This is a genomic window from Burkholderia sp. B21-005 (genome assembly GCF_020843965.1).
Lineage (GTDB): Bacteria > Pseudomonadota > Gammaproteobacteria > Burkholderiales > Burkholderiaceae > Burkholderia > Burkholderia ambifaria.
Map to the genome: position 1 here is coordinate 603,239 of NZ_CP086302.1, position 13,004 is coordinate 616,242.

Consider the following 13,004-nt stretch of genomic DNA (forward strand, 5'->3'; position numbering starts at 1 on the left):
GCGCGTCGATCGCGTGCCGCGCTGCGGTGCGAATCCCGTCCGACCCCGCACGCCCGGCACGCCCCGCACGGCGCGCGTCAGTTCAGCGTCGTTTCGATGCGCGTGCCGCGCTTGATGAACAGCGTCACCGGCGTCTTCTCGCAGATTTCCGCGAGACGCTGGCGTTGCGCGTCGTCGAGCGGACCATCGAGCGTGACGGTGCGGCGCACGTATTGCTGGCCTTCGCGATCGGCATGCAGTTCGGTGTGCACGTCGATGCGCACGGCCGGCCACGTCTTGCGCTGCATGTACATGCGCAGCGTCGCGGCCGTGCATTGTGCGAGGCCGCCGAGCACGAACTCGAACGGCGCCGGCCCGAGGCCCTGGCCGCCTTCGCGCGGCGCTTCGTCGCCGGTCAGCGCATGCGTGCCGGCCTGCAGCTGGACGACGTAGTTGGGCGCGTCGGCGGCGAGGGTGGCGGCAGCGTGGATGAGCGGCATGGCAAGTCTCCGTTAAGCGGGAAAGAGGGGGCCGCGACGATGCGCGGCGTACGAGCCGTCAGCATACCGTCCCGGCGAAAACCGCGGGCGCTGCGAGCGTCGACGAGGCTCGACGGGATCAGACGGCGACGCCGGCCGTCCTGCGCACGAGCGTGGCGACGCGTTCGCGCACCCACTGATGCGCGCGGTCGGTCTCGCGCGATTCGTGCCAGTACGCGAGCAGGGGAAACGGTTTGAGCCGCAGCGGCAGCGGCTGCACGGCGACCGGCAGCAACGCCGCCATGCGCAGCGCATACGAGCGCGGCAGCGTCAGCAGCAGGTCGCCCGCCGCCGCGATCTGGCAGGCGGCGAAATAATGCTGGCACACGAGCTGGATGTGCCGGAAGCGTCCGTCGTTGCCGAGCAGCACGTCGAGCGATTGCGGTTCGCCGAGCGGCGACACCGCGATATGCCGCGCGGCGAAATAATCGGCGCGCCGCAGCGGGCCGCTCGTGAGCGGATGATCGTGCCGCATCGCGACGACGAGCGAATCGTCGAGCAGGTGTTCGGTCGCGATGCGCGGGCCGGTTTGCACGCGTCGATCGACGGCGAGATCGAGATTGCCCGACGCGAGTTCGCGTTCGATGTCGTGCACCGCGACGCGGCGGCTCACGAACCGCAGGCCGGGCGCTTCGTCGGCGAACGCGGCGATGATCTGCGGCAGCGCGATCGATTCGAGCACGTCGCGAATGCCGACCGCGATGCTCAGGTCGAGCGTCGCCGGGTCGAATGCCGACGGGTCGCGCGCGGTGCGCTGCAGTCCGGCGAGGTGAAGCTGCACGTCCGCGATGATCGCGCGCGTGCGCTCGGTCGGCACGACGCGGTTGCCCTGGCGGACGAACAGCGGGTCGTCGAAATGCGCGCGCAGCCGGTTGAGCGCATGCGTGACGGCCGGCTGCGTCAGGTGCAGCGCGCGGGCGGCCGCGCCGATGCCGCCGTTCACGTAGACGGCGTCGAGCACGCGGAACAGGTTCAGGTCGAGACGATGATCGGCGGGCACGGACGAAATCGGCGTGGTGGACGTTGAGCGATTCTAATGGACGCGCGGACAACGGAACGCAAGCGCGTGCGCGCGTTCGTTCGCACCGGCGTTGCCGCGAATATCACCAGGATCGGCAAGGCCGCGCACGTCGCGCGCCCGCGCCTTGCATGCGTATTTCCGCGCGGCTATACCAGCGGCCGGCGACAGCCTGTAGTAATCCGCCATCATGCTGTCACTGTCAGCCATTTCGCGCCAAATACAGGACCCGTTCGGCTAAGATGCCGTCGCTTCATATTTTGAGATAGCCGTCCTGTCGCACGTGTCCAAACCAAATATAAGCCTGACAGTTCGACGGTAATACAAGAAGTCGAAACAGTCCGGGGGCTTGGTCAGTGGAAGCAGCAGATCAGAGATGGGTCGTTGTCTATTTGAGTACGGGGTTTTCCTTGGCCCAGGCCGCGCGTCTCGGCGAGGCCTTCAACCTGGCGAATCGTCTGCATGCGCTCAGTGCGGATTACCAGTTGAAGTACGTATCCGAAAGCGGGGGACTGCTGCAGTCGTCGTCCGGCGTGCAGATCGCCGCCGATGCGCTCGGCGACGAGCACGGCCATCGTGCGCGCGCGTTCTTTCATCTTCACGGTGATCGCGCGTCGGTCAACTGGAGCGATGCGTTGCGCCGCCGCCTGACCGACATTCATCGGCATGCGCGCTGGATCGTCGATGCGATGGACCTGTCGACGCTCGCGGCGTCGCAGCGGCAGACGGATGCCGGTCAGCCGCGAACGGATCGCACCCGTGGCGCGGCGGCCACGATCGAACCGCAGGGCGGCGAGGCCGACGTGTTCGCGGCCGTGCTCGACATGTTCCGCGCCGATCTCGGCGACAGCGCCGCGCAGGAGATCGCCAGCAACCTGATGCGGCCGGTCGAGCAACGCTATACACAGTCGATGTGGGCGTTTCGCGAGCTGAGCGCGAGCCCGTCGATCCGGATGTCGGCGCAGCGGCTGCGCGCGCAGAGCGCGAACCGCATTTCGATCGCGGACGTCGCGCGGACGGCCGCGATGAGCGAGCGTAATTTCCTGCGGCGCTTCAAGAAGGAAATCGGCGTGACGCCGACCGAATTCGTGCAGCACGTGCGGCTCGAGCGCGCCTGCCACATGCTGATCCACACGACGCTGCCGGCCGACAAGGTCGCACGCCGCACGGGCTTCGGCAGCGGCGAGCGTCTGGCGAAGCTGTTTCGCCAGCGTCTCCTCGTGTCGCCGACCGAATATCGCATCGCCGAGCGCGAGCGGATCCTGACGAACGGCGCCGGGGCGCCCGATCCGCAGCCCGATCCGCAGCCCGCGCCGCAGCCCGCGAAAGCCGACGGCGAGCGGGCGAGCCGGGGCGTGCGCGCCGAGCCGCGCGGGAAAACGGAGCGGAAAACCGTAAAATCACCGTGTCGCGATCACGATCCCCGGTTTCCATGCCCTTGCTCCCCACTACCGCCACCGCCCCCTTCTGCCCGTCGGAAGTAAAGGGCAGCATCACGATCGACGCCGGCGCGTCGCGCTGGATGAAGCTCAAGCGCTTCTTCGGCCCGGGCCTGCTGGTCGCGATCGGCTATATGGATCCCGGCAACTGGGCCACCGACATCCAGGCCGGCTCGCAATTCGGCTATTCGCTGCTGTGGGTCGTCGCGTTCTCGAGCCTCGCCGCGATCTTCCTGCAGATGCTCGCCGCGCGGCTGGGCCTCGTCGCGGGCAAGGATCTCGCGCAGGCCAGCTACGATCGCTACGGCCGCTTCGGCCGCGTCGTGCAGTGGGTGACCGCCGAGGTGTCGATCATCGCGTGCGACATCGCAGAAGTGCTCGGCTGCGCGCTCGCATTCAAGCTGCTGCTCGGCGTGCCGCTTGCGTGGGGGATCGTGTTGACTGCGCTCGACACGGTGATCGTGCTCGGGCTGCAGGGCAAGGGCGTCCGGCAGATCGAGGCGATCGTGCTCGGGCTGATCGCGACGATGGCGTTCTGCTTCGTCGCGCAGGTCGCGATCACGCCGCCCGACTGGCATGCGGTCGCGAAGGGGCTCGTGCCAGGGAACCCCGGCCACGACAGCAGGGACGCGATCGTGCTCGCGCTCGGCATCGTCGGCGCGACGATCATGCCGCACAACCTGTATCTGCACTCGTCGGTCGTACAGACGCGCCATGTGGTCGGCGGCGCGCGCGGCCTGATTCGCGACACGCTCGCACTGGTGCGGATCGATACCTGCGTGTCGCTGTTCGTCGCGATGCTCGTCAATGCGGCGATCCTGATCGTCGCGGGCGCGGCGTTCCATGCGACCGGCCAGCACGACGTCACCGACATCGAACAGGCGTACCGGCTGATCACGCCGATCGCGGGCGGCGCGGCCGCGCTGCTGTTCGGCATCGCGCTGCTCGCGTCCGGGCAGAGCTCGACGCTGACCGGCACGATCGCCGGCCAGGTGATCATGGACGGCTTCCTGCACACGAAAATCCCGTGCTACCAGCGCCGGTTGATCACGCGCGGGCTCGCGCTGGTGCCCGCGCTGATCGGCGTGCTATGGCTGGGCGAAGGGTCGGTCGGGCAACTGCTCGTCTGGAGCCAGGTGCTGCTGAGCCTGCAACTGCCGTTCGCGATGTGGCCGCTGATCCAGTCGGTCAGCGATCGCAACACGATGGGCGAGCATGCGATCGGCCGCAAGATGCAGGTCGCCGCATGGGCGCTGTTCGTCGTCATCACCGGCACCAACCTGCTGCTGATTACGGGTGTCGCGGGCTGATACAGCCTGTCACAGGCTGAAACAGGCCCGTCGCGCGCTTGCGTTAAACTGCGGCCTTTCGCTAGCCGTTCGATGTGTGTCATGTGGAGTGAAATCAGCAACCTCGGCGACGCCGCGCTGACCCTGCCGGTCGCGCTGACCTGCGCGGTCTGGCTCGCGCTGTCCAACTGGCGGCTCGCGGTGCGCTGGATCGTGCTGCTCGCGGCCGGCATGAGCCTGGTCGGGGCCACCAAGATTCTCTATGCGGGCTGCGGTGTCGAGATCCCGCAGTTCGATTTCCGCGTGATCAGCGGCCATACGATGCTGTCGACGTCCGTGTGGACCGTCGCGCTGTCGATGCTGTGGCAGGCGTTCCGTCCGGGCAAGGCGCCGGGCGTGGCGGCCGGTCTCGCCGTCGGCGCGGTGACGGCCGCCGCGCGCGTGTTCGACCATTCGCACACGATTCCCGAAGTCGTCGTCGGCTGGCTGCTCGGCGCGCTGGTCGCGCTGGTGTTCCTGCGCGCCTATGTCCGCACGCACAAGCGCTCGTTCTCGCCGCGCGTCGCGGCCGTCTGCCTGCTGCTCGTGTCCGGCATCGCGTACGGAAATCGCGCACCGTTCCAGCAGATGATCGACACGCATTCCCCTCAGGTCTGCGCGTTCATGCGCGCGTCCGGCGACGGGTTCTGACGGCGGCTGGTTCCGGGGCATCAATGCCCCGGTGCCGGATGCGGTCTTCGCCGCGGCGCTGCCCGCGCGCTATTCCTGGTTCCATTCGTTCCCTGTCATCGGCAAACGCCTGCGTGCGGCCTTCGTCGAACCGGTATTTGCGGTAATCGGCCGCGCCGCGCCTGCGCCTGTGCGTCGCGCCGGTCGCGGCCGCGGCTGCGGCTGCGGCTGCGGCTGCGAAGGCCATGAGCCGTGTCTATGACCGGGCATTACGAATATTCATTACATCGATTGGCGGCAATCGCGTACGCTGGCGTTCGTTCGATCGGGGCCTGCAGCGGCGACCTGCCCGATTGGTCCGGCGCGGTGCGGCCGGCTCGCTATACTCGCGCAAACCGCGCGGCCGTCGGCCGGCGCACGGCAACCGCCGTCGCGGCACCGGTCCGCCACGACGATTCACGATAGGAGCAGGTCCCATGACAGTCGTTTCCTCGCGCCTCGCAGGCAAGTGCGCGTACATCACGGGCGCCGCAGGCGGCCTCGGACGCGCGATCGCGCGCCGGATGGTCGAGCAGGGCGCGCGCGTGTTCCTGACCGACATCGCCGACGCGGCGGTGCTCGACGCCTTCGCGCACGAACTCAATGCGGGGCACGCGGCGCCTGTCGCGTTCGCGGCCACGCAGGACGTGCGCGACGACGCGCACTGGCAGGCGCTGCTCGCGCAGGCGAACGAAGCGATGGGCGGCTTGTCGGTGCTCGTCAACAATGCGGGCGTCGGGTCGATCGGCACGCCTGCGCAGATCGAGATCGACGAGTGGCGGCGCGTGATGGCGATCAACGTCGAGAGCATCGTGCTCGGCTGCAAGCATGCGCTGCCGTACCTCGGCGCGAGCCGGCCGGCGTCGATCATCAACATCTCGTCGGTGGCCGCGTTCAAGGTCGAGCCGGAATTCACCACGTACAACGCGTCGAAGGCCGCGGTCGCGTCGCTGACGAAGTCGGTCGCGATCGACTGCGCACGCCGCGAGCTCGACGTGCGCTGCAACTCGATTCACCCGGCGTTCATTCGCACGGGGATCGTCGAGCCGCTGTTCCAGTCGCTCGGCGAACGCGATGCGACGCGCAAGCTCGCGCGCGGCATTCCGCTGCGCCGGCTCGGCGATCCGGACGACGTCGCGCATGCGGCCGTCTATCTGGCGTCGGACGAAAGCCGCTTCGTGACGGCCGCCGAACTCGTGATCGACGGCGGCATGTGCGCGGTCTGACGCGCAATCGACAATACCAACCGGAGGAGAACATCGTGTCGACACCCGTGAACCGCCAGCTGTTGCTGAAGACGCGCCCGGAAGGGCGGGTCGGCCGCGAACACTTTTCGCTCGTCGAAACACCCGTGCCGGCGCTCGCCGACGGCGAAGTGCTCGTGCGCGTGCTGTATCTGTCGATGGATCCGACCAACCGCGTATGGATGAGCGACGTGCCGCAATACCTGCCGCCCGTCGCGATCGGCGAGGTGATGCGCGCGCTCGGCATCGGGCGCGTGGTGGCGTCGCGCCACGCGGGTTTCGCGGAAGGCGACCTCGTGCAGGGGCTCGTCGGCTGGCAGGACTATGCGGTCGTCGCGGCCGACCAGGCCGCGCAGCTCGTGAAGCTGCCCGCGCAGTCGGGCCTGCCGCTGCCGACGCTGCTCGGCGCGTGCGGGATGAGCGGCCTGACCGCGTACTACGGGCTGACCGACATCGCGCCGGTGCAGCCCGGCGAGACGCTCGTCGTGTCGGCGGCGGCCGGTTCGGTCGGCTCGATCGCCGGCCAGATCGGCAAGATCCACGGCGCACGGGTGGTTGGCATCGCAGGCGGCGCGGACAAGTGCCGCTACCTGACCGGGACGCTCGGCTTCGACGCGGCCGTCGACTACAAGGCCGACGATTTCCGCGAGCAGTTGAAGGCGGCGACGCCGGACGGCGTGCACGTGAACTTCGAGAACGTCGGCGGCGAAGTGATGCGCGCGGTGCTGTCGCGGATGGTGATCGGCGGGCGCGTCGCGCTGTGCGGCGTGATCTCGAACTACAACAGCGGCCGCGCGGCGGACGACGTCGGCGTGCTGATCTCGAAGCGCATCACGATGCGCGGCTTCCTGATCCTCGACTACCGCAAGAGCCGCGAAGCGGTGCAGACGCTCGCCGGCTGGCTGCGCGACGGCCGCCTCAAGGCCGAGGAAACCGTGGCCGACGGGCTCGAAAACGCCCCCGACGTGCTTAATCGCCTGTTCGACGGCGACCATCGCGGCAAGCTCGTGCTGCGTGTCGATCCCGACGCGTGAGCGGCAGCGCTCGCGCGCGTTGAGTTCGAACAGGCGGACATCGATTTAGGACTTGTCCCATATATTGTTTCGGTTGCTCTCCTTACAGTAATCGTCAGCAAACGGCGGCGTGACATGCGCGTCACGCCGCCGTTTTTATTGGCGCGGCGAGAAGGGAGGGAAACATGCGAACGAAGGCAACGCACGCGGCATCGGCGGTGATGCGCGATCGAACGATGCGGCGCATGTGCGACAGGCTGCGAGTCATCGCAGCGGGGCTCGGCATCGCGTGCGCGATGTCAGGCGCCGGCGCGGCCGGGCACGCGAATGCGGATGGCATCGTGCGATTCACCGGTGCGCTCGTCGATCTGTACGACGTGACATTCGACGCGCCCTCGATCGAAGCGGCGGACACCGCGACGGCGGCGACGCTCCGGTTCGATGCGCACGGCCGGCGCCTGCCGGGTGCGCACGTGGCGCTCGTGAGGCCGGACGGCGAGCCGCTTGTGCAGTCGGCGGGAGCGGAGATTCGCGCGACCTGGCGCGATGCACGCGACGATCGAAGCATGCCGCTCGTATCGGGGCGAGCTCATCGCATCGGCCCGCATGGCGGCGTGATGACGGTGGCAGGGCCGGAAATGAAAACGGGCGCCGTGGCGCCCGTCGTGATCAGGATTCGTCATCCGTGACGCGCGGCGTCATTCCCCCTGTTCGGAGCGCGCGTAGATGTCCCAGCTTGCCATGAACAGCGCGGCGACGAGCGGCCCGATCACGAAGCCGTTGATCCCGAACAGCGCCATCCCGCCGAGCGTCGAGATCAGCACGACCCAGTCGGGCATCTTCGTGTCCTTGCCGACGAGGATCGGGCGCAGCAGGTTGTCGACGAGGCCGATCACGCCGACGCAGAACGCGACGAGGATCACGCATTTCCAGATCGCGCCGATCGCGAGGAAGTAGAGCGCGGCGGGTATCCACACGAGGCTCGCGCCGATCGCCGGCAGCAGCGACAGGAACGCCATCAGCGCGCCCCACAGCACGACGCCCTCGATCCCGAGGATCCAGAAGATCAGGCCGCCGAGCGCGCCCTGCACGAGCGCGACCGCGATATTGCCTTTCACGGTTGCGCGCACCACCGTCGTGAACTTCGCGAGCAGCAGGTTCTTGTGCTCTTCGTCGAGCGGTATCGAGCGGCGCACGCGGCGGCCGATTTCGCCGCCGTCGCGCAGCAGGAAGAACACCATGTACAGCATCACGCCGAAGCTGACGACGAACTGGAACGTGTTCTGGCCGATGCTGAGCGCCTGGGTCGCCGCGAACTGGCTGATCTGCGCGGCGCCGTCGGTCAGCTTCTTCTGGATGCCGGGGATGTTGGACAGCCCGTATTTCTGCAGCAGGTTCTGGATCGACGTCGGCAGCGCGTGAATGATGTCATGGAAGTACCGCGAATAATTCGGCTGCGCGTCCTTCAGTTCCTGGTACACGTACGCGATTTCCTGCACGAGCGTCGCCGTGACGAACACGAGCGGCAGGATCACGATCAGGATGATCAGCGACATCGATACGAGCGCGGCGAGGTTGCGCCGCTTGCCGAAACGCGCGGCGAGCCAGCGCTGCACCGGCTGGAACAGGATCGCGAGAATGGTGCCCCAGAAGACGGCGCCGGAGAACGGCGCGAGTATCCAGCACAGTCCGACGGTGACCGCGAACAGCAGGAAATAAAAGAATTTTTGGTGATCGTGTCCGCTATCCATGGATGGTTCGCGCAGATTGATGCCTGGTTTGATTGAATCTCGTTGCCTCGGGCGCGATCGGCTCGCGAACGTCACGGGTTCGCGGCGAAGCGCGCTGCAGGCGGCCCGATCGGCAGTATGCCCGCAAAGGTGTCGCCATCATAGCCGCTGCGCGCGGCGCACGCGAAAACGCCGCGGCCGGAGCCGCGGCGTTGCCGGGGAGGAGCGCGGCGGCGCCGCGCCGGATCGTCAGATGTGGAGCCGGGTGACCTTGGTGCCGTTCACCGACAGGTCGCCCATCAGGCCGGCGTTGGTCAGCACCAGTACCTGGACCGGCGCGGTGGCCGTGTTGGAATCGACCGCGCCGTTCGCACCGACCTTCACGACCGCGACGGACGCGTCGGCGCCGGCCGACCAGCCTTCGGACTTGCGGAACGAGTCGAGCGCATCCTGCGTCATGAACAGGAACACGATCGCCTTCGATTGCGCACCGGCCTGCAGGCCGACCGACAGCGACGACGTGTTGTAGTAGCCGACGGTATTGCCGCCGACGCGCAGTGCGCCGTTGCCGGACTGGCCGCCGACGATCAAGCCGGCCTGCAGCACGTTCGGGAACACCAGCACACCGCGCGACTTCGAGACGAGTTCACGCGAGCCCGGCACCGTCGAATAGAGGCGCGACAGCGTCGCGTTCACGCTCGCGTCGATCGACTGGCGTTTCGACGCGCTGGCTGCTGCGTTGTCGGGTTTGTCGGACGTCATGGTGCAACCGGCAAGGGCGAGACTGCCGACCATGACGGCGGTGGCGGCTTTCAGGGCGAGGGATTTCTGCATGGCGATTCTCCTTCGTTGTCGGGTTGAGGAGGGACGGTCCGGGCAGGGGTCCGGGCAGCGGGGCAACCGGCCCCGTTCAACGGCGGGAAAGGAGCAGGCCGGCGGCGAACGCGAGGCCCGCGACGACGCCCGCGGTCTGCCACGGGTTCTCGTGCACGGCTTGCGACACGCGTTCGGCCGAATCGCGCAACCGGGCGGCCGCGCTACCCGACGCGTGGTCGAGCGTGCTGCGCGCTTCGTCGAGCCGCGCCTGCACACGCTTGCGCAGCGCGGCGATATCGCCGTCGCCATCGTTCTTCAGCAGGTCTTCCAGTTCATCGACCAGCCCGCGCAGATCGTCGGTCACGTCCGCATGCAGGTCGCGGGCGGCCGAGCGCGTCGTGCGTCCGACGCGCCGGCCGGTGCGACGGATTTCGGACAGACCGCGGTCCAGCTTGTGTTCGATCGAGTCAGTGAGCGCCATGGTGTTTATCCTCCTTCGATTTGATTTACAGGCCAATTTGAAGATAAGACGAATCCCAGCAACCAGTGTGATTCAAATCAGCCAATTGAGTTTCGAGACAAATTTTCAATTCGTCGGCAAGATCCCCCGGAAGCACCGCGCGATGGGGTGAGGCGGCGGTTGAAAAAATTTCGAGATCGGGCGAAGCGCCATAAAGGAGACCATTGCCGCCGTGAAAGCCCGGTAAATATGGCGTCGCCCGGCCTGTCAGGTAAATAGTGCCGTTGCATGCGTTCTGTTGATGCAATTGCACTAATTGCCATTCTTTCGTTGAGCAGGGTTTGTGCCCGCGGCGGCTCAGATGGCACCTCCCTCCAGCGCAAGGTCGATGACGACGGGATCGTGATCCGACGAACGGTATGCATCGGGTGCGTAATAGGCGGCCTGTTGCGCCGGGGTTTTGTAATCGGGCACGGATTGCAGTGCAATCGGTTCATCGGCGTTGATGTGCCAGGCATGCACGGCTTTCACGCGGGCGGCGAGCGGCGGCGTGGCGAGTGCGTGGTCGAGGTTCCCCGCTTCGCCGCGGAATACATAGGAGTAGCCGGCATTGCCGGCGAAGCGGGCGACGAGGTTGGCGTAGCCGCGCGATTCGAGCGCGCGCAGCGGGTCTTCCTTCGCGTAGCTGTTCAGATCGCCGATCAGCAGCACGCCGTCGGCCGCGGCGCCGGTCGGCGACGTGGCAAGCCAGGCGGCGACGCGTTCAGCCGCGCGCGTACGCGTCGCATTCCAGCAGCCCTGGCCGTCCGAATGGTCGAGATCCGGGCCGGTGGCGTGCGGGCAGTTCTTCGACTTCAGGTGGTTGACTGCGACCGTGAACGCGCGGGTGCCGCCGATGCGACGGAACGTCTGCGCGAGCGGCGGGCGATTCCGGCCGTCGAGCGCGACGGTCGCGGCGCGCCCGACGAGCTCGATCGTCCGGCTGTCATACAGCAGCGCGACCGCGATCGCATCGTGCCCGAGCCGTGCGGTGCCGGGGTCGACCGCGCGCCAGTTGCCGCCGAGCCGGGCCGCGAGCCGCTGCACGGCGCTCGCAGGGCCGTGACCGTTGTTCGCGATTTCCATCAGGCCGATCACGTCGGCGCGCAGCGCACGCAGCGCGGCCACGAGCTTCGCTTCCTGCCGAGCGAAGGCGGCGGGCGTCTTCGCGCCGCGGCCGGACGGATCGCCGAAGCCGCCGCCCGCGCCGTCGCCGTTGAAGTAGTTGAATACGTTGAATGACGCGACCCGCACGTCGGCTTGCGGATGCCGTGCCGGCGCATCGGCCCGCGGATTCGACGCGGCATCGAAGGCGGGCGCCGAGGACGATACGGGCTGCAGTCGCCACGTGCCGTAGCGCCGCTCGAGCACGCCTTCGATGCCGCGCACCGTGTAGCCCGCGCGCAGCGTGTTGGCGGCGCTCAGCGCAGGCGGCGGATAGCGGGCGGTCGCAGGGTTCACGCGGCTCGAACCGTCGTCGAGCACGATGCGGTTGCGGGCATTGGCCGCCGCCTGCGCGGCGGCTTCGGCCGGCGGCACCACGTGAGTCGGCATGTACAGGCGGCCATGGCTGAGCACGATGCTGCCGTAGCGGCCGAGTTCGTAAGTATCGCTGACCGTCAGCGTTTGCGGAAAGCGCACCCGCATGCCTTCATGTGCGGCGAATACGGACTCGCTGTCGACCGGCAGCATCAGCGCGACCGGCGTGACGCTATGCCCGCGCGCGCAGACGGCCACGCGGCCTGACAGCGCGAGTTGCGTCCGGCCGTATTTCTGCTCGATCCTGCCGGTGGCGTGCACGCGCTCGCCCGGCCGGACGTGCGCATTCGGCGCATACACAAACAGGCCTTCCGGCACGCCCGGCCGGCGTCGCCGCTGCGCGTCAGCCTGCTGGACGAAGAATCCGCCGAAGCCATCGGGGCCGCCGAATGCCGCGGTGACGACCGCTTCGATCGACGTGGTGTGCCCGGCCAGCGGCGAGCGGCCCGCGGGATGCGGGATGTCGGCGATCGCCGTGGTGGCGCCGCCGCAGCCCGCGCTGACCGGCAACGCGGCGATGGCGGGCGGAACGGACAGGACGAGAAAGGCGGCAAGCGCGAGCGGTGACGGCAGGGGTGACATGGCGTGGCACACAGGAAGAAAATTCGAAGGTTCGGGAGGCATCTTGACGGCAAAATCGCGTGCCGCGATCGAATTGGCCATCAGGCCAGTGCCGAATGGCCAACGATGACGGCAGGGCCGGCCGGGGCTGTTACGCTTCGCACCTGACGTGTCATTCCGGCCTGCGATCCGAACGCTTCCGCGCACGGCCCCCAACAGGAGATTTCCATGTCCTACATGCTGTTGATTGTCGAACCGACCGGCCAGCGCGCCGAACGCACGCTCGAAGACGGGCAGGCGCTTTACGCGCGGATGGTCGATTTCGCCGAGACGCTCAAAGCGCGCGGCGTGCTGCGCGGCGTCGAATCGCTGGAGCGCTCGGAACGCGCGACGCGCGTCGAGGTGCGCGACGGCGAGACGCGCCTCGTCGACGGCCCGTTCGCCGAGGCGAAGGAAATGGTCGGCGGCTTCTTCATCGTCGACGTCGACACGCGCGACGAAGCGATCGAGATCGCGCGCCAGTGCCCGGCTGCACAATGGTGCACGGTCGAAGTGCGCGCGGTCGGCCCGTGCTTCCTGTGACGGCTGCGCCTTGGTGTTTACCCGTGCTCGTCGCGCGGCATGTCGATC

The 13,004-nt window shown here is 67.8% G+C and carries 14 protein-coding genes; 7 read left to right on the forward strand and 7 right to left on the reverse strand.

Annotated features, from left to right (window positions below; genetic code table 11):
* Window positions 1–77 precede the first annotated feature (77 nt).
* On the reverse strand, window positions 78–479 hold the full coding sequence (locus LMA02_RS19085) for an OsmC family protein (protein WP_228909391.1): 402 nt from the start codon (window positions 477–479) through the stop codon (window positions 78–80).
* A 118-nt stretch (window positions 480–597) separates the two neighbouring features.
* The gene (locus LMA02_RS19090) at window positions 598–1,518 is read right to left on the reverse strand and encodes a LysR family transcriptional regulator (RefSeq protein ID WP_228909392.1); all 921 of its coding nucleotides are present in this window, start codon (window positions 1,516–1,518) and stop codon (window positions 598–600) included.
* Between the two features lie 428 nt (window positions 1,519–1,946).
* Between LMA02_RS19090 and LMA02_RS19095 the strand changes: the two genes are divergently transcribed.
* From LMA02_RS19095 to LMA02_RS19120, 6 genes are all read left to right on the forward strand, one after another.
* Window positions 1,947–3,020: a helix-turn-helix domain-containing protein gene (locus LMA02_RS19095; protein ID WP_228909393.1), complete on the forward strand. Its 1,074-nt coding sequence runs from the start codon at window positions 1,947–1,949 to the stop codon at window positions 3,018–3,020.
* Window positions 2,969–4,285 carry an Nramp family divalent metal transporter gene (locus tag LMA02_RS19100; RefSeq protein WP_228909394.1) on the forward strand — a complete coding sequence of 439 codons (1,317 nt, stop codon included), beginning with the start codon at window positions 2,969–2,971 and terminating at the stop codon, window positions 4,283–4,285. The genes LMA02_RS19095 and LMA02_RS19100 overlap by 52 nt, the downstream gene beginning before the upstream one ends.
* An 81-nt stretch (window positions 4,286–4,366) precedes the next feature.
* A complete protein-coding gene (locus LMA02_RS19105; protein WP_228909395.1) occupies window positions 4,367–4,954 on the forward strand; it encodes a phosphatase PAP2 family protein in 588 nt (195 codons plus the stop codon).
* A gap of 455 nt (window positions 4,955–5,409) precedes the next feature.
* Window positions 5,410–6,198: an SDR family oxidoreductase gene (locus LMA02_RS19110; RefSeq protein WP_228909396.1), complete on the forward strand. Its 789-nt coding sequence runs from the start codon at window positions 5,410–5,412 to the stop codon at window positions 6,196–6,198.
* Between the two features lie 35 nt (window positions 6,199–6,233).
* Window positions 6,234–7,250, forward strand: coding sequence for an NADP-dependent oxidoreductase (locus tag LMA02_RS19115; RefSeq protein ID WP_228909397.1), 1,017 nt, complete (start codon window positions 6,234–6,236; stop codon window positions 7,248–7,250).
* Between the two features lie 164 nt (window positions 7,251–7,414).
* Entirely contained in the window at window positions 7,415–7,918 is a 504-nt protein-coding gene (locus LMA02_RS19120; RefSeq protein WP_228909398.1) for a thioesterase, read from the forward strand.
* A gap of 9 nt (window positions 7,919–7,927) precedes the next feature.
* Here the strand turns inward: LMA02_RS19120 and LMA02_RS19125 are convergent, their stop codons facing one another.
* The 5 genes from LMA02_RS19125 to LMA02_RS19145 all read right to left on the reverse strand — a co-directional run bounded on the left by LMA02_RS19125 (window position 7,928) and on the right by LMA02_RS19145 (window position 12,395).
* Window positions 7,928–8,980 (reverse strand): AI-2E family transporter, encoded by a 1,053-nt coding sequence (locus tag LMA02_RS19125; protein ID WP_006753353.1) that lies wholly within the window; start codon window positions 8,978–8,980, stop codon window positions 7,928–7,930.
* Between the two features lie 228 nt (window positions 8,981–9,208).
* Entirely contained in the window at window positions 9,209–9,793 is a 585-nt protein-coding gene (locus tag LMA02_RS19130; RefSeq protein ID WP_228909399.1) for a YSC84-related protein, read from the reverse strand.
* A gap of 76 nt (window positions 9,794–9,869) precedes the next feature.
* Entirely contained in the window at window positions 9,870–10,256 is a 387-nt protein-coding gene (locus LMA02_RS19135; protein WP_166725263.1) for a DUF883 family protein, read from the reverse strand.
* Between the two features lie 25 nt (window positions 10,257–10,281).
* Window positions 10,282–10,548 carry a hypothetical protein gene (locus tag LMA02_RS19140; protein ID WP_228909400.1) on the reverse strand — a complete coding sequence of 89 codons (267 nt, stop codon included), beginning with the start codon at window positions 10,546–10,548 and terminating at the stop codon, window positions 10,282–10,284.
* Between the two features lie 44 nt (window positions 10,549–10,592).
* Window positions 10,593–12,395: an ExeM/NucH family extracellular endonuclease gene (locus LMA02_RS19145; protein WP_228909401.1), complete on the reverse strand. Its 1,803-nt coding sequence runs from the start codon at window positions 12,393–12,395 to the stop codon at window positions 10,593–10,595.
* Between the two features lie 207 nt (window positions 12,396–12,602).
* Between LMA02_RS19145 and LMA02_RS19150 the strand changes: the two genes are divergently transcribed.
* Window positions 12,603–12,956: a YciI family protein gene (locus LMA02_RS19150; protein WP_138850166.1), complete on the forward strand. Its 354-nt coding sequence runs from the start codon at window positions 12,603–12,605 to the stop codon at window positions 12,954–12,956.
* The last annotated feature ends 48 nt before the right edge of the window (window positions 12,957–13,004 follow it).

Excerpts from the sequence above, each read along its gene's own strand:
- LMA02_RS19085 (WP_228909391.1), bottom strand. The coding sequence starts at position 479 with ATGCCGCTCATCCACGCTGCCGCCACCCTCGCCGCCGACGCGCCCAAC.
- LMA02_RS19100 (WP_228909394.1), top strand. The coding sequence starts at position 2,969 with ATGCCCTTGCTCCCCACTACCGCCACCGCCCCCTTCTGCCCGTCGGAA.
- LMA02_RS19105 (WP_228909395.1), top strand. The coding sequence starts at position 4,367 with ATGTGGAGTGAAATCAGCAACCTCGGCGACGCCGCGCTGACCCTGCCG.
- LMA02_RS19110 (WP_228909396.1), top strand. The coding sequence starts at position 5,410 with ATGACAGTCGTTTCCTCGCGCCTCGCAGGCAAGTGCGCGTACATCACG.
- LMA02_RS19120 (WP_228909398.1), top strand. The coding sequence starts at position 7,415 with ATGCGAACGAAGGCAACGCACGCGGCATCGGCGGTGATGCGCGATCGA.
- LMA02_RS19125 (WP_006753353.1), bottom strand. The coding sequence starts at position 8,980 with ATGGATAGCGGACACGATCACCAAAAATTCTTTTATTTCCTGCTGTTC.
- LMA02_RS19130 (WP_228909399.1), bottom strand. The coding sequence starts at position 9,793 with ATGCAGAAATCCCTCGCCCTGAAAGCCGCCACCGCCGTCATGGTCGGC.
- LMA02_RS19135 (WP_166725263.1), bottom strand. The coding sequence starts at position 10,256 with ATGGCGCTCACTGACTCGATCGAACACAAGCTGGACCGCGGTCTGTCC.
- LMA02_RS19145 (WP_228909401.1), bottom strand. The coding sequence starts at position 12,395 with ATGTCACCCCTGCCGTCACCGCTCGCGCTTGCCGCCTTTCTCGTCCTG.
- LMA02_RS19150 (WP_138850166.1), top strand. The coding sequence starts at position 12,603 with ATGTCCTACATGCTGTTGATTGTCGAACCGACCGGCCAGCGCGCCGAA.